Annotated in this window: 21 protein-coding genes and 1 pseudogene; 15 read left to right on the forward strand and 7 right to left on the reverse strand. The window is 57.7% G+C overall.

Annotated elements, in window-relative coordinates:
- Window positions 1-51 precede the first annotated feature (51 nt).
- Both CAURIC_RS03765 and CAURIC_RS03770 read left to right on the forward strand, forming a co-directional pair.
- Complete coding sequence (locus tag CAURIC_RS03765) at window positions 52-753, forward strand: helix-turn-helix domain-containing protein (RefSeq protein ID WP_235700636.1); 702 nt, start codon at window positions 52-54, stop codon at window positions 751-753.
- A gap of 294 nt (window positions 754-1047) precedes the next feature.
- A pseudogene (locus CAURIC_RS03770) lies at window positions 1048-1506 on the forward strand (IS30 family transposase); the annotation flags it as partial.
- A 158-nt stretch (window positions 1507-1664) separates the two neighbouring features.
- Here the strand turns inward: CAURIC_RS03770 and CAURIC_RS03775 are convergent.
- Both CAURIC_RS03775 and CAURIC_RS03780 read right to left on the reverse strand, forming a co-directional pair.
- The gene (locus CAURIC_RS03775) at window positions 1665-2669 is read right to left on the reverse strand and encodes a nicotinate-nucleotide--dimethylbenzimidazole phosphoribosyltransferase (RefSeq protein ID WP_035112991.1); all 1005 of its coding nucleotides are present in this window, start codon (window positions 2667-2669) and stop codon (window positions 1665-1667) included.
- Between the two features lie 132 nt (window positions 2670-2801).
- Window positions 2802-3596, reverse strand: coding sequence for a DUF3043 domain-containing protein (locus tag CAURIC_RS03780; RefSeq protein WP_235700637.1), 795 nt, complete (start codon window positions 3594-3596; stop codon window positions 2802-2804).
- A 211-nt stretch (window positions 3597-3807) separates the two neighbouring features.
- Between CAURIC_RS03780 and CAURIC_RS03785 the strand changes: the two genes are divergently transcribed.
- Complete coding sequence (locus tag CAURIC_RS03785; protein WP_035112993.1) at window positions 3808-4152, forward strand: HesB/IscA family protein; 345 nt, start codon at window positions 3808-3810, stop codon at window positions 4150-4152.
- A 189-nt stretch (window positions 4153-4341) separates the two neighbouring features.
- Here CAURIC_RS03785 and CAURIC_RS03790 read toward each other — a convergent pair whose 3' ends face one another.
- The gene (locus CAURIC_RS03790) at window positions 4342-5670 is read right to left on the reverse strand and encodes a PspC domain-containing protein (protein WP_172644023.1); all 1329 of its coding nucleotides are present in this window, start codon (window positions 5668-5670) and stop codon (window positions 4342-4344) included.
- Window positions 5671-5784: 114 nt separating this feature from the next.
- Here CAURIC_RS03790 and CAURIC_RS03795 point away from each other — a divergent pair, with 114 nt between their 5' ends.
- Together CAURIC_RS03795 and CAURIC_RS03800 are read left to right on the forward strand one after the other, a co-directional pair.
- The gene (locus CAURIC_RS03795; RefSeq protein ID WP_052094699.1) at window positions 5785-7212 is read left to right on the forward strand and encodes an ATP-binding protein; all 1428 of its coding nucleotides are present in this window, start codon (window positions 5785-5787) and stop codon (window positions 7210-7212) included.
- A 40-nt stretch (window positions 7213-7252) separates the two neighbouring features.
- Complete coding sequence (locus CAURIC_RS03800) at window positions 7253-7945, forward strand: response regulator (protein ID WP_035113101.1); 693 nt, start codon at window positions 7253-7255, stop codon at window positions 7943-7945.
- 20 nt (window positions 7946-7965) lie between these two features.
- Here the strand turns inward: CAURIC_RS03800 and asnB are convergent, their stop codons facing one another.
- Window positions 7966-9903, reverse strand: a complete 1938-nt coding sequence (asnB, locus tag CAURIC_RS03805; RefSeq protein ID WP_290183360.1) for an asparagine synthase (glutamine-hydrolyzing) — start codon at window positions 9901-9903, stop codon at window positions 7966-7968.
- 109 nt (window positions 9904-10012) lie between these two features.
- Between asnB and CAURIC_RS03810 the strand changes: the two genes are divergently transcribed.
- From CAURIC_RS03810 to ctaF, 3 genes are all read left to right on the forward strand, one after another.
- Window positions 10013-11776, forward strand: a complete 1764-nt coding sequence (locus CAURIC_RS03810) for a pyruvate dehydrogenase (protein WP_290183361.1) — start codon at window positions 10013-10015, stop codon at window positions 11774-11776.
- A 220-nt stretch (window positions 11777-11996) separates the two neighbouring features.
- Entirely contained in the window at window positions 11997-13115 is a 1119-nt protein-coding gene (ctaC, locus tag CAURIC_RS03815) for an aa3-type cytochrome oxidase subunit II (RefSeq protein ID WP_070434793.1), read from the forward strand.
- A gap of 34 nt (window positions 13116-13149) precedes the next feature.
- Entirely contained in the window at window positions 13150-13581 is a 432-nt protein-coding gene (gene ctaF, locus CAURIC_RS03820; RefSeq protein ID WP_035112997.1) for an aa3-type cytochrome oxidase subunit IV, read from the forward strand.
- A gap of 252 nt (window positions 13582-13833) precedes the next feature.
- Here the strand turns inward: ctaF and trpD are convergent, their stop codons facing one another.
- Window positions 13834-14988 carry an anthranilate phosphoribosyltransferase gene (trpD, locus tag CAURIC_RS03825; protein WP_084588062.1) on the reverse strand — a complete coding sequence of 385 codons (1155 nt, stop codon included), beginning with the start codon at window positions 14986-14988 and terminating at the stop codon, window positions 13834-13836.
- Window positions 14989-15595: 607 nt separating this feature from the next.
- Here trpD and ctaE point away from each other — a divergent pair.
- The 4 genes from ctaE to qcrB all read left to right on the forward strand — a co-directional run bounded on the left by ctaE (window position 15596) and on the right by qcrB (window position 20013).
- Window positions 15596-16207 (forward strand): aa3-type cytochrome oxidase subunit III, encoded by a 612-nt coding sequence (ctaE, locus tag CAURIC_RS03830; RefSeq protein ID WP_035113509.1) that lies wholly within the window; start codon window positions 15596-15598, stop codon window positions 16205-16207.
- 76 nt (window positions 16208-16283) lie between these two features.
- Window positions 16284-17180 carry a cytochrome bc1 complex diheme cytochrome c subunit gene (gene qcrC, locus CAURIC_RS03835; protein WP_035113419.1) on the forward strand — a complete coding sequence of 299 codons (897 nt, stop codon included), beginning with the start codon at window positions 16284-16286 and terminating at the stop codon, window positions 17178-17180.
- Entirely contained in the window at window positions 17177-18382 is a 1206-nt protein-coding gene (gene qcrA / locus CAURIC_RS03840) for a cytochrome bc1 complex Rieske iron-sulfur subunit (protein WP_035113418.1), read from the forward strand. Before qcrC ends, qcrA begins: the two co-directional genes overlap by 4 nt.
- Entirely contained in the window at window positions 18379-20013 is a 1635-nt protein-coding gene (gene qcrB, locus CAURIC_RS03845; protein WP_035113417.1) for a cytochrome bc1 complex cytochrome b subunit, read from the forward strand. The genes qcrA and qcrB overlap by 4 nt, the downstream gene beginning before the upstream one ends.
- 362 nt (window positions 20014-20375) lie before the next feature.
- On the opposite strand, the gene CAURIC_RS03850 is transcribed toward qcrB, so the two are convergent.
- On the reverse strand, window positions 20376-21188 hold the full coding sequence (locus CAURIC_RS03850; protein WP_084588100.1) for a 3'-5' exonuclease: 813 nt from the start codon (window positions 21186-21188) through the stop codon (window positions 20376-20378).
- A gap of 409 nt (window positions 21189-21597) precedes the next feature.
- Between CAURIC_RS03850 and CAURIC_RS03855 the strand changes: the two genes are divergently transcribed.
- The 3 genes from CAURIC_RS03855 to CAURIC_RS03865 all read left to right on the forward strand — a co-directional run bounded on the left by CAURIC_RS03855 (window position 21598) and on the right by CAURIC_RS03865 (window position 24999).
- A complete protein-coding gene (locus CAURIC_RS03855) occupies window positions 21598-22230 on the forward strand; it encodes a C40 family peptidase (protein ID WP_290183362.1) in 633 nt (210 codons plus the stop codon).
- Between the two features lie 345 nt (window positions 22231-22575).
- The gene (locus tag CAURIC_RS03860) at window positions 22576-23778 is read left to right on the forward strand and encodes a C40 family peptidase (RefSeq protein ID WP_035113416.1); all 1203 of its coding nucleotides are present in this window, start codon (window positions 22576-22578) and stop codon (window positions 23776-23778) included.
- A gap of 51 nt (window positions 23779-23829) precedes the next feature.
- Window positions 23830-24999 carry a glycosyltransferase family 4 protein gene (locus CAURIC_RS03865; protein ID WP_290183363.1) on the forward strand — a complete coding sequence of 390 codons (1170 nt, stop codon included), beginning with the start codon at window positions 23830-23832 and terminating at the stop codon, window positions 24997-24999.
- Window positions 25000-25111: 112 nt separating this feature from the next.
- Here the strand turns inward: CAURIC_RS03865 and CAURIC_RS03870 are convergent, their stop codons facing one another.
- A complete protein-coding gene (locus tag CAURIC_RS03870; protein ID WP_035113415.1) occupies window positions 25112-26794 on the reverse strand; it encodes an aspartate:alanine exchanger family transporter in 1683 nt (560 codons plus the stop codon).
- Between the last annotated feature and the right edge of the window lie 136 nt (window positions 26795-26930).

Raw genomic sequence — 26930 nt, forward strand, 5'->3', positions numbered from 1 at the left:
CGGTGGGGTCTAGTGGTGAATGCAACACCCTGATTTGTTCATGAGGTGTTGATGATGTCCTACACTCCCGATCCTGCTGTTGTTGCTGCTTTCGACCTGATCGCGAACCACCGCTACAGCGCACTGCACGCAGCCCAAGCCACCGGCTGTACCGACCGTGCGTTGCGGGACTACATCACAAGCCAAGGTGCGCGCCTTGCGCGGGGACGTGGTGGTGGTCTTGCCACCCACAAGACAACCACCCAGATGATGGTCATGTTCTTAGCATGTGCTGGGCGAAGTGATCACGATATTGCCGCCAGAACTGGTGTCCACCCAGTTACCGTGTACCGGTGGGTACATAATTCTGTCATGCCTGTGTCCCGCCCGTCGGTATCGTCGACAAGTAACCGTGATCAACCCATTGTGTTGTCAGTAGACCCCGTGGTGGTGAATTATCAGCCAGCGACAGTCAAAGTCGGCCGGGGTATGCGCTTAACCGCGTTCGACAGGGTCTACATCAAGTTTTGCCTAGATCAGAGTTATTCCATCCGCCGCACCGCCCGACAACTCGGCAGGCATCCCAGCGTGATCAGCCGCGAGGTAACCCGCAACAGTATCGACGGGGTGTATCACCCACTGATAGCCCAGCAACGCAGCATCGATGCAGCCAAACGCCCGAAACCGCGAAAACTTGATGCTCATACCACGTTACGACGTATCGTCATTCGACTGCTTGAACCGGCAGGTCTCACCGAAACGTATTGTAGCTAGGCTGAAACGTTTATCCGGCATTCATCAGGAGTTGACCTTGTCACACGAAACGATGTACCAAGCCCTCTACGTCCAAGCAGCTGGTGGGCTACGCCATGAGTTAACCGTCGACTACGCCCTTTCGATCAGGTCGCACAGGACGACGACCCCGCTCGAAGCTACCGACTCGCGGGCGCGGGGCGAAACCATGGGTTCATGGCGCGACAATATTCCACCCGCCCACCACACGCTGCTGACCGGGCGGTGCCAGGGCATTGGGAAGGTGATCTCGTGTGAGGCGCTCAGGGTGGAAAGCACGCGATCATCACCTTGATAGAACGGCATAGCCGGTTGTTCATGGCCAGGTTGTTAACCACCGATCACACGTCCCAGACCGTGGTCACCGCGTTGAAAGACATGCTCGGGCAGATCAACCAGATGGCTATCGCCCCAGACCGTCGCGTCCAGACCCTGACCTGGGATCAGGGCGCGGAAATGGCTGCCAGTGGTCAGCTGGCCGAACATTTTGAGGGGTTGAAGCTCTACTTCTGCGATCCGCACTCCCCATGGCAGCGGCCGAGTAACGAGAATATTAATGCCGAGCTACGCCGATTCATTCCGAAAGGCACCGATCTTGCCACGGTGACCCATGAGCAACTCCAGGAATATGAAGACCTGATCAACGACACTCCACGGGTGGTGCTAGATGGGCTGACCCCGAGGGAAGTATTCTTTAACCTCGATCCATCCGAAGATGTTGCATTCACCGCCTGACCCTTCCCGGGATTTTGTTGGAGTTCTGCTGCACATTGTGTGCATTAGTGCGTGGGGCGGCGGGGCAGAGACGGTGGCAGAGGTGGAAGTTGAACCCCACACGCAAACCATTAGACAGTCCCACCGGCAGAGGCAGGGATCGCGAGCCGGGGGCCGGCCTAGGCCCCCGGCTCGCGGTCATCGACCAAAGCGACTGCTTGTGCGACGGTCGAGTAAGCCATGACTGCGCCGAGCCCCAGGCCGGTTCCAATGCCCCAATTCGTGAGGGGCTCGAGCATGAGTCCACGCAAGGCAACCTCACTGGCGGGTTCCGCCGACTGGCTAGCTGCTCGCCACCACTGGGAAGCCCCCGGAGCCAACATCTCCGCGCACAACGCAGCCGCAGCCACCCCAAGCCCGTCGAAAATTACCGGCGTTCGCCGCGCCGCGCATTGCGCAAGCAACCCGGCGGAGTACGCCATATCCGCTCCACCCAGGCGGTACAATATCCTTTCTGCGACAGCACGGTCATCGCGGACGCGGAACATCGCATCACGGATGACGCGAACCTTCACCCTCCACGCTTCATCGCCAATGCCCGATCCGCGTCCGATGATCTTAACAGGCTCTACGCCGCAAATTGAACCGATCATGGCACTTGCAACGGTTGTCACTCCGCGTCCTAGATCTCCGATAAGCACCAAGCCCGTGCCCGCATCGGCCAGTGCGTCGGCTTTCGCTGCTCCCGCAGCAAGGAAATCATTCATAATGTCGGCTGGCAGTGCATCCTCCGCATCGATAGCGGCGGCCGGGGATCCCAGCGGGGCGTCGATAAGATCTAGAGCAATACCAGCCTGTCGACAAGCCACGGCAATCGGCGAGTCCCCCGATAGCAAGAGGTCCACGGCGGACTGCGTGAAATTCGCTGGTAGTGCGGAGATTTCCGGGGCGGTTTCGGAAATGCCGTGGGTGCCGGGGACGATAACCAATGTCACATTCTGCGGCTGCTGTGCGGGCGCGTGACCTTGGCACGAAGCCAACCACGTCACCGCGTTTTCGAGCTCCCCCAAACTCCCCGTGGGCAGGCCTGCAGCACTGGGCAACGCGGCCCGCAATTGAGTTGCGCGCTGGGCTACGGCTTCGTCGGGTGTGGGAATCTCGGGGAACGTGACAGTCTCAGCCATGCCTATAGCTTAGACGGGTGCCGGGTGGCGTCCGCAGAAGAGTTAAACGGAGCGGGCGCCCACCGCGCCCACCGCGCCCACCTCATCAACCGCGCCCACCACATCAACGGCGCCCATTACGCCCACCGAGACCTAAACCTTGTCTCCTGGCTGTTTTTGCGGAGCTGGCGTGCGCAGGCGGCGAATCATGGTCGCGCGTGTGAAGGCGTACAAGCCCAAGCCAAAGCCACCTTGCGTGGTGTGGGTGAAGCGCTCGCGCACCATGCGGTTGATTTTGCGGCCTAGCCACACGCCCTCGCCGATCATGATGAGGAAGATAACCATCATCACGATCGAAGCCAAGTTTGCGACCTGCGGATTCCTCACGCCGATGATCATCAATAGAATCACGATCAACGTCATGGGTAAGAACAAGTTCATCAGGTAACGGTGGGAATCCACCCAATCGCGGACGAACTTGCGTTCGGGCCCTTGGTCGCGTGCCATGAGGTACTTCTCATCGCCCGCCATCATGCGTTCGTTGACGCGCCGGCGCTCACGTGCAGCCTGATCGCGTTCCCGTTGCTTCATGGCCTTGTATTCTTCCTTGGACATGGAAGCCTTGAGTTCCTTGCGTCGTTTGCGCGCCTCCGCAGGGGTGGTCGGGGCTTCGAACGCCTCGCGGCGAATGCCCTGCTCGCGCTCGACCTCGTTGCGCTTCGGGGTCGGGCGGCCCTTCTTTGGCGTGAACGCGCTGCCCTTGGTCGAACGCAAATCATCCGTGGATGCTTTCTGGCCCTGGTCGTGCTCGTCGGTCACCACGGGGGCCTTGGGCTCGGCGGTGGTCTCTTTTTTATCCGACGCCACATCGGATTCAGAGACGCGGCGGGCAGTACCCGGCTGGGTCTCGGACGAGGTGCTTTGAGTCTTCTTCCACGGCGTTTTCACGACAATAAGGCTAATGGAGGGGTAGTGATTTGAGCAAAAGTGATTTAGGTTACGCCCCGCTTGTGGAATAAAGTACCTGTCCCTAGTAGTTTGTGAATGAGTAAGTGGATAGAAGTGTCCATCGTCCTTAGGGCTCTGTCTTCAGGATTGTGTCTTCAGGACTCTGTCCACAGCCCCTACGACTCCTAGGCTGCCTAATCAAGGAGGAAACATGACAGCTCCAGAAAAGACCACCGGCGTTGAGCTCACGTCCGCCGCTGTGGAAAAAGCATCGACCCTGCTGGCGCAGGAAGGTCGCACCGATCTTTCCCTGCGCATTGCAGTTCAGCCAGGTGGCTGTGCTGGCTTGCGGTACCAGCTGTTCTTCGACGACCGCGAGCTCGACGGCGATCTTATCGATGAATACGATGGTGTGAACTTGGTTGTTGACCGTATGTCTGCTCCTTACCTGATGGGTGCCAAGATTGATTTTGCGGACACCATCGAGTCCCAGGGCTTCACGATCGATAACCCCAACGCATCCGGCTCCTGCGCATGTGGAGATTCTTTCTCCTAAACCGCGCTAGGGCTGCAGCAAAGAAGCTACGCTAGGGCTGTAGCAACTGGCTACGCTAGGGCTGCAGCAAAGAAGCTACGCTAGGGCTCCAGCAAACCGTAAGTCGGTACGAAGCCACGCGGTCGTGCTAGACTCCAAAACTCCGCATGATTTCTCTCCGTAGAGGCCATGCGGAGTTTTGCTTTGGCCTTACTTCCCAGTCTGCACGTTCACGCTGGAAAACACCGATTTGATATGCAGTCGCAGCATGGGCAGCCGACCAGTGTCCGATGCTAGCTCGGGGGTCCAGTCGTTGCCTTTGACCACGTGGTCTCGGGCGTCCGCGCAGTTCGCTACTGCGCCGAAGATCGCTTCGCATTCCGTCCTGATCCGGTAGCTGGGTCCGGTGGTTTGAGAGGGCAGCTCGATCGTCACAGCAGAGGAGTACGTATTGATGTCGTGTGTGCTGTCACCGTTTATGGTCAAGTCATCGAGCAAAACGGTGGTGCTAGAAATGGAGATATCCGTTTTTCCTGCTTCGCTATCGAGCAGATAGACCGCACCGGTACTCCCAATGGTGGAGCTGCTGGAATCGCGTTCTCCGAAAACTAGGCCCGCGGCAACGAACGCGGACATGACCAGCGCGATGCCCAGAGCCACACCGAGAACGCCCATTACAAATTTCCGCAACCCCGAACGTTTCTTCTTAGTGGAATCTGTCGTGCTGGAGGAAGAATCTACGGATTGAGCACCCAATACCTGGTCTGGATCAGGTAAATCCCACGCGAACGGCGCGGCCCCCAGGGGATCCCACGATGGGGGAGTCTGTCGCTTGGGCTCGAACCCTTCGACTGGGGTAAACACCGGATCGGCTTGGTCAATTTGTGGTTCGCCTATGGGAAGGTTGGACTCGGAAGCCTTGGGGGCGTCTTTATTCACATCAACCGTTGAATTAGGGTAGGGGTGCCAATGAAGCGCAGGTGGAACCCCGGGCTGGCGCTGGTGCAACAACCACAGCAGCAAAGCCCCAACTGAAAGGCCAACCAACCCCCAGCCGTCGGTGAGCCACCCGGCACCGAACATGGTGATGGCGATGATCACAATTAGCGCATACGCCCAATCTTTTTCTTCCGAATAGCGCGGGTCCTTGGTGTTGTTCAGTACCGCTTCCAAGGGAGAAAGCGGTACGGAGTACTTGGGCATGAGCAGGATGCAGAGTCCGTACAGCAGGAACCCGCCACCACCGGTGATGGCGAGAATTGCGAAAAACAGGCGGACTAAGTTGGCATCGATGTTGTAGCGCACACCGATGCCCTCGGCCACGCCGAATACCCAAGCATCAGAGTTTTGCTCACTGGGGAGGCGAACCGGGCGAGTTGACCAGATGGTGCGGATGAGGGCGCTGGGGTCATGCGCGGAACCGGCAGAGGTTCTGGAATCCTGCCACTGGTGGGAACCCGTTTGTGGTGCTCCATATGGGTTGGACTCGGAAGGTCGTACCTTATAGGGGTTATGTGGGGAGTTCATTGAATTCGTCATGATTTCATTCTGGTTCAGTGACCAGTGGTTATACATCAGGGATGCCCCCTGATTCCTAGAATTCAGGGTAGTCCCTGATGTCCCTGATGGTGTGGCACTGGCATTCTCTTAACTATGTATCCCCGTTATGTTCGCGTGCGCCAAGGGCGTGTGCTCGCTGGGGTGTGCACCGGATTGGCTGCGCACCTCGGAATTGATGTGCGTTGGGTGCGCTGTATCTTTGCGGTCCTAGCAGCAATCCCGCTAGTGGGTTTGCTGGCTTACGGTGCTTTGGCTACTCTGACCGACGCCGTCGATAACCCAGCGCAAGCCCTCAATCCGGTGAGCGCGAAGCGCTTCTCTAGTCGTGACCAAGCAGCTCGGAAGGGGTTTGAAGGGCTATCTGAAGATCCTGACCTCGTGGATTGGGTTCTTCTCCTGATCGCAGTGGGGTTAACCCTGGCTGCAAATATCGCCAGCTCGAAATTTGTTCCCGCCACCATTGGTATCTCGATCGCGGTGATGGGTGCGCTGTTGGTGTGGCGTAACTCCAAGGCGCCCACCAATCTGCGTTCACAGCACCCAGTCAGTGAAGGAAAACCGGGTGGTACCCCAGCCGCCAGGCACCAGACACGTGGGATGGTGGTGCGCTGGGCCAGCGCGGTGGGGGGAGTGGTGCTTCTGGCCATCGGAGCCGGAGTGGCCGTCTATCTTCTCAATAGCAACGTGGCGGACGGTTCCGCTGCGGGGCAGATCACAGAAGATGGTAAAAGCGCGCACCTGACCATCGGTGCTCTTGGATGGTCCATGGTGGCAGGCGGAGCCGTTCTGATTGGTTTGCTAGTTGTATGCATCCCCTTGTGGTTACGCTTGTGGAACACCGCTGCAGCCGCGGCGGAGGAGCGTGCCCGCGAACGTGAGCGTGCGATTATCGCATCCCGCATTCACGACAGTGTTCTGCAAACTCTTGCGCTAATACAAAAGCAATCTGCAGACCAAAAGATCACCTCATTGGCGCGATCCCAGGAGCGCCAGCTCCGCCAGTGGCTGTTCGGAACCGAAGAATCCGTGAAAACTCAAACAGTCTTCGGCGCCATGCGCGTGGCCAGCGGGGAAGTCGAAGACATGTACGGCGTGCGGATTCAACCTGTGTTCGTGGGCGCTGATCGTCCAGCTACGAACGCTACTCAAGAGGTGGTATTCGCGGCCCGGGAAGCTATGGTGAACGCCGCCAAACACTCCGGCTGCACTGAGGTCAACGCGTTTGTAGAAAGTAGCAGCGACCTGCTTGAAATCTTTGTGCGGGACCGTGGCAAGGGATTCGATCCCGCCAGCATTCCAATCGATCGGCACGGGATACGCGATTCCATCGTCGCCCGCATGCAGCGCGTCGGGGGAGAGGTAGATATCGACTCAGGTAGTTTTGGAACTGAGTTGAGTTTCCGTCTCCCCCTAAGCCACCCTGCCAGAGAAGAGACCCAAATGGCCTCAGAGTTCCCTGAGCAGCCCAGCCCCCGCTATTTGCAAGGTGATTTGCAAGGTGAGGAAGCAATCGATGATTAACCCGCACCCCTTAGCCGAACCACAATCCCCGACTACTCCAATCCGAGTGTTCCTCGTGGACGATCATTCCATCTTCCGCGCCGGGTTGCGAGCAGAGCTGGGATCGGCAGGTGTGGGCCAACTAGACATCGTCGGGGAATCGGATGGCGTGCGAGACGCAATCGAGAAAATTGCCCAGCTGGAGCCCGATGTGGTTTTGCTCGATGTGCACATGCCCGATGGAGGTGGCTTAGCGATCGTCCAGCAGTGCATGGCAGCTGGTCAGCGAACTCGTTTTCTGTGTCTTTCCGTTTCCGATGCCGCAGAGGACGTCATCGCACTCATTCGCGCTGGCGCTCGCGGGTATGTGACGAAAACTATCGAATCCTGTGAGTTGGTCTCCGCCGTTTCCCGCGTGCACTCGGGTGACGCGGTTTTTTCGCCGAAGTTGGCAGGCTATGTCCTCGATGCATTTTCGACACCCACCGCGGTGCAATCGAACAGAACCCCAGCAGGGGCTGGGGAGCAGGTGGCGGCGTCGAAAATAGATGAAGAAAAACAGCTGATGCTCGACGAGCTAACGCGCCGAGAAAAAGAAGTGCTCCGCCTGCTCGCGCGGGGATACACGTACAAGGAAATGGCCGAGCGGTTGTTCATTTCCGTGAAGACCGTGGAAACGCACGTGTCGAATATTTTGCGCAAGACACAGCAGAGCAATCGGCATGCGCTAACGCGGTGGGTGGGGGACTGGTAGCACCCGAGCGGGGCAGTTTTTTAGAGCTCGACTGGGTAATCGCGCTGGTCGATCTTGGGGTCGATGCGCTTTTCCACGAAAATCCCGTGCCACACCATGAATGCCAAAACGGTCCACAGGCGGCGGGAGTGATCGGGGCCGGAACCGGAATTCATGGCCTCGCGGTGTTCGTCCAGCATCTGCAACACTTCCTGCTTGTTGTAGATGTGGTCCGTCTCGGATTCCACGATGGTGCCCTTTGCCCAGTCGTACAGTTCGTCGCCGGCCAGCCAGTGGCGGATAGGAACGGGGAAGCCCAACTTCTTGCGGTTGAGGACGTGAGCCGGAACGATGCGTTCCATTGCTTGGCGAAGCGCGTACTTGGTGGTGCCGTTTGAGATTTTGAGATCGTGGGGCAAAGTCTCTGCTGCTTCGAAAACGACCTTGTCCAAGAACGGCACGCGCAGCTCCAACGAGTTAGCCATGGTGATCTTGTCCGCCTTGACCAAAATATCGCCACGCATCCACGTAAAGAGGTCCAAGTGCTGCATCCGCGCTACTGGGTCCATGTCCTTGGACTTGGCGTAGATTGGCGCAGTGACTTCGCGGTGATCCCACTCTGGGCGCACCTCACGTAGAACCCGCTCGAGCTGGTGGTAGTTGAAGGAGCGAGCGTTGCCGTAGTAACGCTCTTCCATGGGAGTGGTGCCACGTTGCAATAGCGACTTACCGCGCATGCCCTCAGGAAGCGCATCCCCCAGCTTGCCCAACACGCGGTTGATTGGGGATGGGATCTTCTCGAATGCAGCCAGGCTTAGCGGTTCCTTGTAGATGGTGTATCCACCGAAGAGCTCGTCAGCACCCTCGCCGGAGAGAACAACTTTGACGTGCTTGCGGGCTTCGGCAGCCACGAAGTACAGCGGAACCAGGGCCGGATCGGCAACGGGATCGTCCAAGTACCACATGATCTTCGGGATGGCATCGGCGAATTCTTCAGGTGAGACGACCTTGACGATATGTTCGGCGCCGATGGCTGCGGCGGATTCTGCGGCTACGTCGACTTCCGAGTAACCCTGGCGTTCAAAGCCCGTGGTGAACGTCAGGAGGTTTGGATTGTGGCGCTTGGCGAGGGTCGCTATGGCCGTGGAATCGATACCGCCGGACAGGAAGGATCCCACCGTCACATCAGCACGCATGTGCTTAGCAACGGAATCCTCTAGTGCTTCGGCGATTTTCTGGAAAACGGCTTCTTCGCTGCCTGTCGCGACTTTCTTGACGGGGAAGCGGGGCTCAAACCATCGAGTTTCGGCGAGCGTTCCACCGGGGGTGACGGTGGCGTAGGAACCCGACTCCAGCCGACGAATACCCTCGTGCAGACTCTCTGGTTCCGGCACGTACTGCAAATCGGTGTAGTGTGCAATCGCTCGTACATCCAGATCCTCGTTCAAACCGATAGCCTCGGCCATGGAAAGGATGCACTTCTTTTCCGAGCTGAACACCGTGCCTGCTGGGGTGGTGGCGTAATACATCGGCTTTATGCCAAACTGATCCCGAGCTAGGAAGAGGTTCTGCTCTACCGTATCCCAGATCGCAAAGGCGAACATGCCACGCAGGTGGTTGACGACATCCGCACCCCAGTGGTGGTAGCCCACGACGATGGTTTCGCTGTCGCCTTCGGTATTAAAGGTATAACCCGCAGCTTGGAGCTCTGCGCGCAACTCAATGTAGTTGTAGATCTCGCCATTGAATGTCAGCGCATACCGGTCGGTTTGGCCCTCCGGACCCCACTGCAAAGGCTGGTGCGAGTGGGCGATGTCAATGATGGAAAGCCGGTTGAATCCGAACACGACCGTGTCGTCATGCCATGTGCCACTGTCATCTGGTCCCCGGTGATGCATACAGGGTAGGGCGGTGGCTACCGCGTCTACGTACTTTTCCGCAGCCGATTCGGCCGCAATCAAACCAAGCAATCCACACATGTGCCCTGACTTTACGCCGGGTAGGGGACTGTGGTCGACATCGGCACGCGGCAACAGGCTTGCAGCTTACATAGCGAGAGCCTTATTGAGAGGCGTAAAGTCGAGAATTATGGCTAAGAATTTCGCAGAACAGCTAGTTCAAAACCTTGAAAAACAAGGTGTACAGAGAATTTTCGGGCTGGTTGGCGACAGCTTGAACCCGATCGTCGACGCAGTTCGCCGTTCTAGCATTGAATGGATTCACGTCCGCAATGAAGAAGCCGCGGCGTTTGCAGCTGGGGCCGAATCCCTCGTCACCGGGAAGCTCGCAGTGTGTGCGGGCTCCTGTGGTCCGGGAAATACTCACCTCATCCAAGGCCTATATGATTCCCACCGCAATGGGGCCAAGGTGCTCGCCCTAGCATCGCACATCCCAAGCATGCAGATTGGCTCCAAATTCTTCCAAGAAACCCACCCGGAGGCGATCTTCCAGGAGTGCTCGGGCTACTGCGAGATGGTGAACTCCACCGAGCAGGGCACGCGACTGATTCACAATGCCATTCAGTCGACCATGGCGGGCTACGGCGTGTCCGTCCTAGTCATCCCCGGTGATATCTCCTCACAAAAGTGCGAGGACGAAAGGTTCCTCCGTTCCGAGATCGCCACAGGGCGCCCTACGGTTTACCCCGATTCCCGTGAAGCAGCGGCACTGGCGCAGGCCATCAATAAAGCAGAAACAGTGACGTTGTTCTGCGGTGCAGGCGCCAACGATGCCCGTGAACAAGTGCTGAAGCTAGCGGAAAAGATCAAGTCTCCGGTCGGGCACGCTTTCGGTGGAAAGATGCACATCCAGTATGACAACCCATTTGACGTAGGTATGTCTGGATTGCTGGGATATGGCGCCGCCTGCGATGCTATGCACGACGCTGAATTGCTGATTCTGTTGGGTACGGACTTCCCCTACTCGGAGTTCCTGCCCAGCGAGAACGTGGCCCAAGTGGATGTCGACGCGCGCGCAATTGGGCGTCGAACCACAGTAAAATACCCAGTCGTTGGTGACGTAGCCGCGACCATTGAGACGATCCTCGACCATGTAGAAGAGAAGACGGATCGGTCGTTCCTCGACAAGCAACTGCGTAACCATGCCAAGGCTTTGGAACACGTGGTGGGGGCTTACACCGACAAGGCAAAGAAGTCCTCCGGACCGATCCACCCCGAGTTTTTGGCGGATACCATCGACCGTCTAGCTGATGAGGATGCCGTGTTCACTGTTGATACCGGCATGTGCAACGTGTGGGGTGCGCGCTACATCACGCCTAACGGCAAGCGCGAAGAAATTGGGTCCTTCCGCCACGGCACCATGGCCAACGCTCTGCCTCACGCCATCGGTGTGCAAGCAGCTGATCGAAACCGCCAAGTGATCACGTTTTCCGGTGACGGCGGACTGGGCATGCTCATGGGAGAATTGCTGACAGTCAAGCTTCACAACTTGCCGGTGAAGACGATTGTCTTCAATAACTCCTCGCTGGGCATGGTGAAGCTGGAGATGTTGGTGGAAGGACTGCCGGATTTCCAGACCGACCACGAGGCCGTCAACTTCCACGACATCGCCCAGGCCGCAGGCATCAAGGCCTACCGCATAGAAAAGAAGGAAGACGTCGAGCCCGTGTTGCGTGAGGCCCTCGCATACGACGGTCCGGTGTTGGTCGACGTGGTAACGGATCCAAACGCCCTGTCCCTGCCACCGGAGATTACATGGGAGATGATGATGGGATTCTCCAAGGCGGCTGCACGCACCGTTTTTGGTGGTGGAGTAGGTCGAATGGTGGATCTGGCGCGGTCCAATCTACGCAATATCGGGGCCGCGGGACAGATCGAAGCTAATAAGTTCTAACCCTTGCTTGGGTGAGTACACCCGAATAGGTAAATGTGACCCGCCAGATAGTGGCTTTAATGGCTATATGGTCTAAGGTCATTGTTTGAAGCAGTCTCCTGCCTCGTGGCTCAGAATCGTTTACTGCAGGCGATTGAGCAGGTAAAACCTAGAAACTTAGGGTGTGCCGCGGTGCGGAGTAGGGGACGAAGTGACGTGTGATTGAGGAAGGCAAACTCGCGTGGAACAGCGAAAAGTACACGGTTTGACTCGCCGTATCGGTTTGGCTGGATTGCTCGGTGGCGCTGGCCTGTTGCTCACGGGCTGCAACGTTGCACCCCCGGACAACGGATTTTTCCGTGCCCTGCGTATGGGCTGGCCAACTGGTGTAACTCCAGAAGCCAAAGAAATGGGCAACTTCTGGGTGTGGGTCTGGGTGACCGCATGGATCGTCGGCATCATCATGTGGGTGCTGATGTTCTACGTGCTGGGTCGTTATAACGATAAGGCCCGCAGTAAGCGCGGTGATAATGAAGAATTCCCACGCCAGACCGCCTACAACGTTCCTCTGGAACTTGTGCTGACCACGCTGCCTGTCCTTATCGTCATGGGTCTGTTCTTCTTCAATGTGCAGACCCAGGATGTGGCGACCGCACTGAACAAGAACCCGAAGGTGACCGTGGACGTCACCGCCTACCAGTGGAACTGGAAGTTCGGTTACGCCGAGGTTGACGGTGAGTTGACTAAGGATGGCCAGAAGTACATCGGTAAGGACGACGAAGCCCAGAAGCGTGCGGAGTTCTCCCGCTACGAGGGTGCGGAGCCTAACGGTGACGAGCACTACCCAACCGGCCCCATCCACGGCAAGTCCAAGGATGACTACAGCTACCTGAACTTCAACAAGATCGAGACCGTGGGTACTACCGATGAGGTTCCAGTTCTGGTTCTCCCATCCCGTACCCCAATCGAGTTCCGTTTGGCTTCGGCTGACGTTTCTCACGCATTCTGGGTTCCGGAGTTCCTGTTCAAGCGCGATGCTTACAACCACCCAGAGCAGAACCAGTCTGAGCGTCGTTTCCAGATTAAGGAAATCAGCGAGGATGGCGCATACGTAGGCCGCTGTGCCGAAATGTGTGGTACCTACCACGCAATGATGAACTTTGAGGTTCGGGTTGTGTCCCCGGAGAAGTTCAGTCAGTACCTCGAGTACCGCAAGAGCAACCCGAAGGCACCGAACTCTGAGGCTCTGAAGTCCATCGGTGAAGAGGGCTACTCCGTCTCCACCCACCCATTTGTCTCTGACCGCACCGGTACCCGTAGCGTGACGGACAACAACTACGTCGACCGCAACCAGGGCTAAGCCTCACAGCTCAAGGTAGAAAGAGAGACTTAAAATGACTTCAGGCGCAAAGCTCTTCTACGGCATTGCAATGTTTTTCGCCGCAATGGATGTGTTCTACATCCTCGCCACGATCTACTTGAAGGACTCGGCTAGCTTGATCGGTCTGGAGTGGGCGGGTGCCACCGGGTTGACGATGGCTTTCTTGCTGGCACTGATGCTGGCAGCCTACCTGCACCTCACCGATAACAAGACCGATATCGGTCCTGCGGACTGGGAAGAGGCAGAGATCGAGGATGGTGCTGGCGTGCTGGGCTTCTTCTCCGCCAGCTCGATCTGGCCATTCGCTATGACCGTCGCTATCGTCCTGATGGCTTACGGCATTGCCTTCTGGCACTTCTGGCTTATTGCCTTCGGTGCGGTTGTGCTGATCTGGGCCGGCACCATGTTGAACCTGCAGTACGGTCTACCTCCGGAGAAGCACTAGTCCCCAAGGAATATCTTCCTCCTGTCACTGAGGGGGCTTGGGCGGGGACCTACTTGGGAGGCCCTGCACATTAACCCTAAAGGCAACGGAGTCACACTTCTTTTTCACGCGGGGAGTGTGGCTCCGTTTTGTGTTCTCCGCGTTGTTTCCGCGTGGTACCCCGTGCATTCGAAAACGCCCCGTCAATTGACGGGGCGTTAGCCGTTCAGCTTGCGAGTGCCAAAGGTCGAGGCCCGGTAAAGACTCGAGCTGTTAATCTATCGAGCGACCAAGTACCGCTTGCAAGGTGTCACGTGCCGCGCCGGATCCCAGCGCACGCCGTGCAACCTCGATCTGCTCGCGCATGACTTCGCGAACAGCGTCGTTGACGGTGTAACCGTTATCCGGGGTGATTCGATCTGTCCACCCGCGTACCGCGGTTAGTGCACCAGCGGCGTTGATCAAGACAGCATCCTTGATCGCGCCTTCCAATTTGCCGTTCATGAGGTCGACGGCTACCTGCGCGTTGTAGGCTGCGTCACCTCCGGTTAAAGCTCCTTCTTCGTGGTAGCTCAAGCCCAGGGCGGCAGGGTTGATGGTGGCCTCGCTCGTCTGGCCTGTTTCGTCTACGGTCACTACTTCGGTGGGTGCGCACACGGATATTTCGTCCATGCCGTCCATACCGCGTACCACGAGTACTCGGGCCCCTTGGTGAGCAAAAGCGCCGCCCATGATGGGCATCATGTCACGGAATGCGCACCCGATAAGGCCGTACCTAGGGCTGGCGGGGTTGGTCATAGGGCCTAAGAGGTTGAACATAGTTGGCACCGCTAGCTCGCTACGCACGGGCGCGGCGAACCGCATCGCCGGGTGGTAGGTCTTGGAGTACATAAACGCGAAGTTTGTCTTCGCTGCGTCTTCACGGATACCTTGGGGATCGCGCTCGATATCCATCCCCAGTGCCTCCAGCATGTCCGCACCGCCACACTTGGAACTAGCTGCGCGGTTGCCGTGCTTGACTACTGGAACACCGCTAGCGGCAATGACGATGGCTGCCATCGTCGAAATGTTGACAGTGTGGTGACCATCACCGCCGGTGCCCACGATGTCTACGCGGTCCGGCTGATCACTAAAGTCGACTTTGGCCGCAAAACTGCGCATCGTTTCGGCGGCCGCGGCTAGTTCAGCTGCGCTTAGTCCCTTGACCCTTAGGCCGAAACTAAAGGCCGCAATGACTGCAGGGCCTGCGTTGCCATCCATGATCTCCCGCATTGCCCAGGACACTTGGGATTCACTGAGTTCCTCCCGCCGTCCCAGCCGATCGAGCACGCCTGGCCATGTGAAATAGGAATCGGGGAGTTGTTCCTTATTGAGGGCTTTCGTGATGGGGTCTGTTGAGTGGGAAGATGCGCTCACAGAAGCCACCATCCTTTCTTTCTGCTCGATGGGTTTGTGTGTTGGCTGTCGCAGGCGGCAGCACGCAATGTAGCGCATCTCTCAGCTTAGGTCACCGGTTTTGTTACGACGCCCCAAGTCCCCAGTTATCTTGTTACCCAGCGGGGGATAGGCTCCAGCAGGCAGACGCAGCGAGTGGGGGTCGTGGGGCGTCGGAATGGAGAGAGCCCCGGCGGGGTGTTGGAGTGAGCCCCAGAGGAAAGGTGCCGCGGGTGGGGGCGTGAGGGTTCCGGAATGGAGTGAGCCCCGGCGGGGTGTTGGAGTGAGCCCCAGAGGAAAGGTGCCGCGGGTGGGGGCGTGGGGGGCGTCGGAATGAAGGGAGCCGTAGCGTGCAGACGGGGGTACCGGTGGCTACAAGTACCCCCGGAACGGAACAATTGGGCAAAAGTGCTTGACAAGTTCGGCGCGTGACCTCCCCTTTTAGGGATCGTCGTATGAAGCGGGGCAAAAGTTCCCAATAGCCCTAAACGGGGGAGACTCACAGGTTAGTCCAATGTTTTACCTGCGTTTTTCCAGAATCTAGTTTGAATCGGTGGGTTGTGAATCGACTATCCGTTTCAAACAGTCCATACTATTAGGCGTGACGAGCGCAGTTGAAAACCCAGGTATGGCAGCACCACAGCGTGTTGCGACACTGAACCGGCCAAATATGGTCAGTGTCGGCACGATTGTGTTCCTGTCTCAAGAATTGATGTTTTTTGCTGGCCTGTTCGCGATGTACTTCGTGTCCAAGGCCAACTCCGGAGGCGAATGGCCTTCTCACCCGACTGAACTGAACGTGCCTTTTGCGGCGACGATCACCATCATCCTGGTGTCGTCTTCGTTCACGGCACAGTGGGGTGTCTTCGCAGCAGAGCGCGGTGACGTGTTCGCGTTGCGCCGGTGGTACGCACTTTCGGCTCTTCTCGGTACGATCTTCCTGATCGGTCAGGGCTACGAGTACTTCCACCTAGTGCAACACGGGACGACGATTCCGGGCTCGGTTTACGGTTCGGTGTTCTTTATCACCACCGGCTTCCACGGTGCACACGTTTTGGCCGGTGTGCTTGCATTCGTGGTCGTGCTGTTGAGGACGTTCAAATCCAAGTTCACTCCCGCCCAGGCTACGGCGGCCGTAGTGGTTTCTTACTACTGGCACTTCGTGGATGTGGTGTGGATCGGACTTTGGATCACCATTTACTTCATTCAGTAGGCCGTAACGGCCGGCTACGGTATCCGACCGGCCTACAGCCATCAAATTTCCATTGACGAACACTTAAGGGAACAAGATGGATAACAAATCCACTAACGCAGGCGCCGCAACCGGTGCTCGCGGATCGAAGACAGCAGCGCAGATGCGCCGGCGTCGCAAGATCCGTAAGAGCTTCGCGGGCGCGCTGGCGCTGGTCTTGGCGTTGACCGGCGCGGGCTTCATCGCTAACGCTTTGACCCCAGATCCGCAGACCGCAGTGGCTGACCAAGACCAGGTCGCCATGGTGCAAGAAGGTAAGCAGATCTACGAGACAGCATGTATCACCTGCCACGGCACGAACTTGCAGGGAGTAAAGGACCGCGGTCCTTCCCTCATCGGTGTTGGTGAAGGTGCTGTGTACTTCCAGGTTCACAGTGGTCGCATGCCAATGCTGCGTAACGAGGCACAGGCTTCTCGTAAGCCACCCCGTTACTCCGAGTCCCAGGCTCTGGCTCTGGCCGCATACGTTCACGCAAGTGGCGGTGGCCCAGAAATCGTCCGCGATAAGGATGGATCCATCGCGATGGATTCCTTGCGCGGTAAGAACAACGACGGTGGCCAAATCGATCCTGCGGACGTAGCCCGCGGTTCTGACCTGTTCCGCCTGAACTGTGCATCCTGCCACAACTTCACCGGTCGAGGTGGTGCGCTGTCTGGCGGTAAGTACGCCCCAGTTTTGGATCCTGCGAATGAGCAGGAGATTTACCAGGCTATGTTGACTGGTCCTCAAAACATGCCGAAGTTCTCTGATCGCCAGCTGACTGCTGACGAGAAGAAGGACATCATCGCCTACATCAAGTCCGCTAAGGAAACTCCTGAGCATGGTGGCTTCGGTCTCGGCGGTATCGGTCCGGTTACCGAAGGCATGCTGATGTGGTTTGTAGGCATCATCGTCATGATTGCCTTCGCGATGTGGATTGGATCCCGCCAATGAGTGAAATCAAGCGAAATTACACCCGGGAAGAACTCGACCGGATGAGCGACGATGAGCTCGCTCGTCTGGGTACCGAGCTCGATGACGTTACGGTCGCATACCGTAAGGAACGCTTCCCACTGACTAACGATCCTGCGGAGAAGCGCGCTTCCCGCCGAGTAGGTACCTTGTTCGCCCTGTCCGTTATTTTCGGCCTCGCGTTCATCGCTGTGTACCTGTTCTGGCCATGGGAGTACAAGCACCTCGGTGAGGACGGCCTGTGGTTCCACACGCTGTACACCCCACTGTTGGGCATCACCTCCGGTCTGTCGATCATCTGCCTTGGTGCCGGTGCTATTGCGTACACCAAGAACTTTGTTCCCGAGGAGATCTCGGTTCAGACCCGCCACGATGGTCCTTCCGACGAGGTAGATAGCCGTACGCTGGTTGCTCTGCTGAACGACTCCTGGAAGACCTCCACCCTGGGACGTCGTCCTGTTATCCAGGGCCTCGCCGGCGCCGGTGCTGTGCTGGCCGGTCTTGCCGTAGTGCTGCCAATGGGCGGCATCGTCAAAAACCCATGGAAGGCTAAAGCCATGGGTATTCAGGGTGACGGTACCCTATGGACTACCGGCTGGACCCTGACCGAGAAGGGCGAGAAAGTCTACCTCGGTCGCGACACCGGTGCTATCGCCGAGGAGCACGACGGGCACTACACCACGCAAGGTGTTTCCCGTCTGGTGCGTATCCGCCCAGAGGACCTGGATGCTGGTTCCATGGAGACCGTGTTCCCAATGACCGAGGAAATGGTCAACGATGGCAACAAGTTCGATGCAAAGCGTGACGTTTATGAAGAGCACATGCACTCCATCCACGGCCCACGCAATGCTGTCATGCTGATTCGTCTTCGCCACCGCGATGCTCTGAAGGCCATCCCTCGTGAGGGTCAAGAGGACTTCCACTACGGCGACTACTACGCATACTCCAAGATTTGTACGCACATTGGCTGCCCTACTTCCCTGTACGAGCAGCAGACCAACCGCATCCTCTGCCCATGCCACCAGTCTCAGTTCGACGCACTGCGTCACGGCAAGCCAGTCTTCGGCCCGGCTGCCCGCGCACTGCCAGAGCTGCCGATCTCCGTGGATGAAGAGGGTTACATGATCGCCAAGGGTAACTTCATCGAGCCCGTTGGCCCGGCATTCTGGGAGCGTCGTTCATGAGTAAGACCAAAACCAGCCGCGCAGGGATGGCGGCTAAGAACATCGACGAGCGTTACCACCCCGCAGGTATGCTCCGCCCACAGATCAACAAGGTCTTCCCGACCCACTGGTCATTCATGCTGGGTGAGATCGCGCTGTACGCGTTCGTCATCCTCATCCTCTCGGGTGTTTATCTCACCCTCTTCTTCGACCCCTCCATGTCGAAGGTCATCTACGACGGCGCTTACGCACCTCTCAATGGTGTGGAGATGTCCGCCGCTTACCAGACCGCCCTCAACCTTTCCTTTGAGGTCCGCGGCGGTCTATTTATCCGCCAGGTCCACCACTGGGCAGCTTTGCTGTTCGCGGTAGCGATCATGGTGCACATGTTCCGTATCTTCTTCACCGGTGCGTTCCGCAAGCCACGCGAAGCGAACTGGGTTATCGGCTGTGTCCTGTTGCTGCTCTCCGTAGCTGAGGGCTTCATGGGTTACTCTTTGCCAGACGACCTGCTGTCCGGTGTTGGTCTGCGAATTATGTCCGCCATCATCGTGTCGCTGCCAATTGTTGGTACGTGGTTGCACTGGATCATGTTCGCTGGCGACTTCCCAGGCGAGATCATCATCCCTCGTCTGTATATCGCTCACGTACTGATCATTCCGGGTATTCTGCTGGCTCTGATCGCTGCCCACCTGGCTTTGGTGTGGTACCAGAAGCACACCCAGTTCCCTGGACCAGGACGCACCGAAAACAACGTCGTCGGCGTTCGTATTCTTCCAGTCTTCGGACTTAAGGCTGCTTCCTTCGGAATCATCACCGCTGGTGTTATTGCCTTTATGGCTGGTGCCTTCCAGATCAATGCGATCTGGAACCTGGGGCCATACAACCCATCTCAGGTGTCCGCTGGTTCCCAGCCAGATATCTACATGCTCTGGACGGACGGCGCGGCTCGTGTCATGCCAGCATGGGAGCTGTACCTCGGTAACTACACCATCCCAGCCGTCTTCTGGGTTGCTCTGTTGCTGGGCATCTTGGTTGCGTTGCTGTTCACCTACCCATGGATTGAACAGAAGCTGACCGGCGATACCGCTCACCACAACTTGCTGCAGCGTCCTCGTGACGTTCCAGTCCGCACCGGTCTGGGCGTAATGGCAATTGTCTTCTACGTCATCTTGACCATCTCGGGCGGTAACGACTTGGTTGCATACCACTTCGATATCTCCCTGAACGCTATGACTTGGCTGGGTCGTATCGGCTTGGTTCTCGCACCGCCGATCGCTTACTTCGTCACCTACCGTCTGTGCATTGCTCTGCAGCGCTCTGACCGTGACGTTCTGGAGCACGGTATCGAGACCGGCACTATTCGCCAGCTGCCTTCCGGTGGGTTCATTGAGGTTCACCAGCCGCTGGGCCCGGTCGACGAGCACGGCCACCCAATTCCACTGGAATACCAGGGCGCATACGTTCCTCACCAGATGAACGAGCTGGGCGCTGCTGGCCTGCCAGGTCGCGGCTCGTGGTTCAGTCCAGATTCTCAGGACATCGCGGATCGGGCTGCCGAGGTCGAGCACCGCAATCACGTCGAGCAAAAGGAAATGTTCGAGCGTCTGCAGGATGCCAATCGCCGTTCGATCGAGAGCGACGAGCACTAGTTAAACTTGGGGAGGACCGAGCTCGCCAGAGCTGCTCTTCCCCCGGCTGCCTCACCGGACTCGCCCAGCGGGGACTTGGTGACCTGGCCAGCACGCAACACAGCGTGCACTGCGCTTCATAGAAATGGGGCGGGGTGAAGATTCGTTCTTCACCCCGCCCCTTTTTCGCTGGAAACGTTTGATACGCCCTGGTTAGGTTGTCATTCACCCCCGGCTAGGTACGCTCTTCCCCAGATGGGTAGATGCGATTCGCGTCCTGTTGCTGATGTCGAGGTGTAGGTGCTGCCTTTACGTTTTAACAGTGGCTATGTGTTCACTTTCTTCAGCTTCACACTGCCACGCGTCACCGCGATCCGGTGTGCCTATTCACCTCTTGGCGCCGGCATCTTTGGCGCGTGCTCAGTTTTCCCCGCTGCGATATCGGAAAGCCCTCGCAAGACGTCGAAGGTTGCCCAGACGTCAACCTCGGCGCGATGGCGGGGACGATGAGGCGTCGAGAAATAGGCGGCAACGTTGTCTAGCCGGTACCGACCCACGGCTTGGCGCGGAATGAGGGCGCGGGAAACTTCTGCGGTACACAGGAGGGGAGGGGTGTAAGGGGACCACCAGGCCGCGGGTAAAGCGGTGTCAGCATCTACGGCTAGATGGTGGCGGAGCAACTCGTGTTGTAAGAAGCTGTAATCGAAAGCCACGTTGTGGCCCACGAGAATCGGGGGACGGGATGCGGACGTTCGGGCATTGCTCTTTTCGCTTTCCCTGGTGCGGGGTTGTTCGCTCCTTTTAGGACCGGGCTGCTCTTCGGTCGGGGTTACAGTCCGCTCGGTCAACGATTGTGCCCCTACGTCGTCAACTGGCGCCATTGCTGCTACCTCTGTGTGCGCATCCCCACGGGGCGCCAGCGTTTCCATGATCTCTGTTGCCACGTCGCTAAAGGTAGGGCAGTCGGCCACGTGGGCGTTGGTAATACCGGTCAAGTCCGTAATGAATTCGGATATGTGGACCTCAGGATTGAGCAACCAGCGCCGCGTGCTAGTCGGTTGACCACCTTCGACAACGAGTGCAGCTACTTCAATGATGCGGTGGTCCTTGGGTTCCAAGCCAGTGGTCTCCACATCGACGATCACACAGGAATCAAGTGCTTGGACCATGCGTGGGATAAAGGCCTGGGAGTTCATTCTTCTAAGTGTAGATGCTTGCGCACGAGGGTCATTTGGCGCCCACAGACCGCAATGTGACGTAAATCACATAGTCTAAGCGCAGGCTTAGAGGAGTCACTTTGGAGGCAAGGGCCTGTCGCTATAGGCTCGATCAAACGTGCATGTCAATCGGTTTATAACGGTTCGGTAACTTACTGAGTATCCCTCATGTTCTGTCGGTCACTTTTTGGTAACAATCGTCGCGGTGCGACGAATCGCTGACAAATTTGCGTGTTCGTTGGACATGAACCGCAATCATTTCGTAATCTTTTTGAGACCTTAAAACGAAGCGGTCACACGGACCGCTGAACATACCGCGATGGTGACCTTCGCCATCGGATGAAAGCAACACGGCTTTCTGACAACGGATCGAAAGGCATTTACCCCAATGGGCAAGCACAACCTGAAGAAGAACACCACCGTCCGCAGCTCCGCCGTCGTGGCTGCTGTGGGTGTAGGTGCCGCTGTTCTTTCCCCGGCCGCAGCTTCTGCCGCAACGGTAACCCACAAGCCCTCCGGCGTTACTTTCAATGTTCCCGACAATGCTATGCCAACCATCAAGCCTTACATGAAGCAGGCTGGCCTAGTTGAGGCGAAGCAGGCGCTTGCAAAGTCTCAGGCCAAGGTTCCTTCTGCGGTTAAGGTAGCCAAGAAGGCTGCTCCAAAGAAATCCACCAATGTTGGGCACCAGATTGCGGCCATCGCTAAGAGCAAAATCGGTTCTCCTTACTCTTGGGGCGCTGCTGGCCCTAACGCGTTCGACTGCTCCGGACTGACCAGCTGGGCTTACAAGCAGGTTGGTAAGCAGATCCCTCGCACCTCTGATGCTCAGGCGAACACCGGCCGACCAGTTTCCCTGAAGAACCTCCAACCTGGCGACATTGTGTCTTACTACTCCGGTGCTTCCCACGTTGCCATCTACATTGGCAACGGCAAGGTCGTTCAGGCCCTGAACTCTGGCTCCCCAGTTCAGATCAATGATCTGCACATGATGCCCGTCTACAACGCTGTGCGCTTCTAAGCTACCGCGCTAGGCAACCTGCCCGTCGCATCCCATATTGCTTGGGGTGCGGCTTTTTATTTTTTGACGCCCCTCGCTTATCAGTGGCTCGTGTTTCGACATTGTCTCAAAACGGTAACTATGGCAAGATAACAATGTTGTAACCGTAGCGGGATGGCCATCGTGAAACTCCGAAGGACTACCGTCGCGGAACCGAAGTGTGACAAGCGACTAGGTGCCACTATGCAACGTAGTAAATTCCCAGCAGCGCCTGTGAAACCCGGGTTTTCTGGGCTCTCGTGTAGCGTTGTGCCGGTTTAGCTCACCACACTTCCCACTGAAGACCTCCCAAGGAATGCAAAGACAGTGAATACTTTCCTCAAACGTGGTACCCGCAATGGCGGAGTAGTTTCGGCAGCCACGGCGGCTACCCTCGCCATTGCGGTGAATGCCGGCATGATTACCGTTCATCAGGGTATCGCCACTGCTGACCCCTCTCGGACGGTGCAGCGCGGAACAGCTGGTCCAGAGAAAAACGATGTGGCGGATGCCAAGCGTCTTGAAGATGCGCAGCTTCGCGCGCTGCTCAATGCCCCGATTCCACAAGACGTGGATGGGCTGCTGAGCCATCTGGGAAAGATTTCGCGTTTGGCTTCCAAGACCTCGGACGATGTTGAGCAGACCAAGTTGGATCTTGCCAAAGCTGGCCAGGAACTAGCTCGTGCAAAGAAGCAGAGCGCAAGCGCCGACAGAAAGGCCGCGGAGATTCGCAAACTCTACGATGCTAGCCGGAGCGATGTCACCCGCGTGTCTCAGGCCAAGTACCGCGGTGCCAGTGTGGACCGGATCACGGCGATGGCCGGCGCAACTGGACCACAAGCTGCGCTAGAGCGAACCACGTATATCAACGCGTTGTCTGCCGATACTCGTAGCAAGTTGGATTCGCTGGATCGCTATGCTCGCGAAGTTGCTGGGGCTCAGTCAGAGGCAAACCGCGCGAAGGCCACCGGTGAGTTCCAACTGCGGACGCTAGGGGAGAAGAAGACCAAGCTGGAGGGCCGTTCTCAGCAGCTAGATGCTCTCAAGGCCAAGGTCAAGGATGCTGTCGATGGGTTGAGCCCCGCTGATCGTCGTCGCTGGGTGGATCGCAACGGCCCGATTGACGTGGACGTCAACGAATTCCTCCGCACCAAGTTGCCCAGCACGGGAGACGCATCGGTTACCAAGAACGCCAAGGGCGTTGTTGCTGCAGCTTTGGCTAAGATCGGTTCCCCCTACGGCTGGGGTTCAGCCGGTCCTACTGAATTCGACTGCTCGGGCCTGATGTATTGGGCTTACCAGCAGCAGGGCAAGACCATTCCGCGTACCTCGCAGGCACAGTTGGCCGGCGGCCAGTCGGTTTCTCCCGACGCGCTGCAGCCCGGTGACATCGTGGCTTACTACCCAGGCGCTACCCACGTGGGAATGTACATCGGCGACGGCAAGATCGTGCACGCTTCGGACTACGGAATTCCAGTCCAGGTTGTTCCGGTGGATTCCATGCCGATTGTGGGTGCTTCCCGCTACTAAGCCAGCTGGGTGCCCACAGCAGTACCGTGGTGCGCTAGCGTTGATCCCATCATGGCAATAAAACATCCGCGGATTTTGCTGGTCACCAACGACTTTCCACCAACCGTCGGTGGTATTCAGAGCTACCTGCGCGACTACGCAGCCACGCTCGACCCCGCACGGTTGGTGGTGTTTGCATCTACCCAAGACCAGAACAGGGCTGCCCAGTTCGATAGCAACGTGCCATACACGGTCGTGCGTTGGCCCCGGAAAGTGATGTTGCCAACTCCGGCAACTGTCCGCCGAATGCAGCAACTCATCCGGGAACACGATATTCACACCGTCTGGTTTGGTGCCGCGGCCCCATTGGCGCTGATGGCCGCAGCCGCGCGTGCAGCGGGCGCCAAGCGCGTCGTGGCCTCCACACATGGTCACGAGGTGGGCTGGTCGATGTTCCCGGGAGCTCGCCAGGCTCTCGGGGTCATTGGGCGGAACGTAGATGTTCTAACGTATGTCTCCCGCTATGCCCGCAACCGTATGGCCGCCGCATTCGGCCCCGCGGCAGCCTGGGAGCCCATGCCGGGTGGAGTTAACGCGGATACCTTCACGCCCCAACCGCAACAGCGTGCGGAACTACGTGCGCGTTATGGCCTCACGCACAAAAAGGTCATCGTTGCGGTATCGCGCATCGTGGCGCGCAAGGGGCAAGACACGCTGGTCCACGCCATGCCGCAGATTCTGCGCTCAGTCCCGGACGCCCACCTGCTAATCGTGGGGCCGGGCAACGCAGACCGCTTGCGCCGAAGGGTTGAACAACTTGGGATCAGCACAGCCGTAACTATTACTGGAGCGGTCGATTATTCTGAACTCGCGGGCCACTACTGTGCTGGCGATGTGTTTGCACTTCCTGTCCGCACTCAGCTGGGAGGACTCAGCGTGGAGGGGCTCGGCATAGTTTTTCTCGAAGCCCAGGCGTGCGGGGTGACCACCGTGGCTGGCGATGGCGGTGGGGCGCCAGAAACCGTTGTGGATGGACACACCGGGGTGGTGGTTAACGGGCGCGATCACTTTGCCGTCGCCACTTCTTTGTCTTCTTTATTACTCGACGCCCCGCTGCGCGCGGCACTCGCCGCCAACGGAAAGGAACACGTCAACCGGGAATGGAGCTGGGAGCGCTTGGCGACCCAGTGCCGGTTCGTGATGAGCGGGCAGGGAAGTCAGCCGCCGAATCCCCTGCGTTAAAACCACCTTGGCTTGCGCGTCCGGAAGGGCATTGCAAGGGTCGGGAGGGGCGCGCCCCGAGATGAAGCGGCGTTCAGACGCGAGTGCCGCCTAAACAAACGCGCCAAGGTTATTACAGAACTATCAAGATCAGCACCTGACACAAGATGATCTTTCCGATCATTGTCAGCGGGTATACGGTGGTGTAGCCACGGTTGGCCAAGTCGGTCCGAGATTGTTCGTCTAGGTAACTCAGCACCGCCGGGTTGGTGGATACCGCAGCTGCCATGCCCATGGCTTCGTCCCATTTCATTTTGAGTACCAGCACGCCTAGAAAACCGCAGCTCACCGCCGACAACAACGTGATACCAAAGCCAAACACGATGTAGGTCAAGGACGATGGATCACCGATTGCATGACGGAAACCGGGCCCAGCTACGGTGCCTACTCCCGCGAGGAAGAGCGCCAATCCCAAACCCGTGAGCACACGGTTAGCGTGGAACGGCATCTGCCACTGAATCTTCCCCGTATGCCCCATTGCGCCCAATACCAAGCCGGCGATGATGGGACCGCCACCGAAACCCAACGACAAGTGCGTGCCGCCGGGCAGTGGTATGGGAATGGTTCCTGCTAACAAACCGAGTGAAAGGCCGATCATGTACGGCAATAGGTTCACATTGGCCAGCGATGTTTCTGAATCTCCTAAAAATTTGCGTAACTTCGGGAAATTCTGTTTGGGCGCAATTACACGCAAGCTATCGGAAAGCTCCAAAATCGTACTGCCTGTGGCTACATATTCACGGTCACCCCTGCGGATACGCCCGATGAGGAATCCATGGTGCAAAGGATTGATGTCTTTGATGGTGCGCCCCGCGAGGGCGGGGTTGGAGACGATGACACGGCCATAGGTCAGGTCATTCGTCTCCAACTCCATGCGCACTCGTTGTCCAAGCGCCGCCGTAGCCTTTTCCAATTCCGGAAGCGTGCCGTTGATGACCATGCGCATACCGGGCGTGACGGGCGCCTCGGGGTGCGCCAACTGTTCGGTTGCCCCCGGAGCGGAGGTAATGAAACGGGTTACCACGATGTTGGCTTTGGTCAACTCCGGAATCTGCTGCAACGTCGCGTGTGGTAATTCGCGTGTCGTGGGGAAAGTGCTGGCAATGACGTCGGTGGTTTCCGCTGTGAGCAGCTGTGCGAGGGCTTGTTCGGTCACCTCTACAACTCGCCACTCCAGATGCGACTGGATAATTCCCTCATCCCGAGCATCTTGAATATGGTCCACATGCAGCAGCTTTGTGCCAATGGCAGCCACCATAATGGCACCGAGTACACCGCCGGGGTAGGCCAGGGAATACCCGACCACGGGGGTTGAGGCGAGTTCTGGGTGACCATTTTTTAGCACCTCCACGATGGCCGCCATGCCGGGCGTGGTTGTGAGACTGCCGGCAAACGTTCCTGCGGCCGTCGTGGCGTCGAAATGAAAGAAGCGAATGATGAAACCCGCTAACCCCGTCAGTACAATCAAGACCCCCGCGACCACCACGTTGGACTTCCAACCCCGGGTAGGGAAGGTCGCAAAGAACTCGCGGCCCGCGGAGAGGCCGATGGAGTAGACGAACAGGGCCAAACCAAATTGATACAGCAGAGGAGGGAAGGTGATCTCCGGGTTGAGGGCGGAAACGCCAATGGCAACGAACAAGATGGCAGCCGCGCCAAGGGAGATTCCCGCGATCTTCACTCTTCCGACTGCGTACCCGCACGCCAAAACCAAGACGAGCGCAACCAGCGGGTAATCGGCGAGAAAACTAAGCACGATCTAAACAATGCCATATTTAAGGTATTTCTGCCGATGGCAAGGGTTTTTAGGCGAACGAAGAATGACGATTTTCGGCATGTGCATGAGGGGGACTACCCTAGGGAGCGCTTGTAAAACCTCTTTCCCGTGGCAG

This window comes from Corynebacterium auriscanis, assembly GCF_030408435.1.
GTDB classification, from domain to species: domain Bacteria; phylum Actinomycetota; class Actinomycetes; order Mycobacteriales; family Mycobacteriaceae; genus Corynebacterium; species Corynebacterium auriscanis.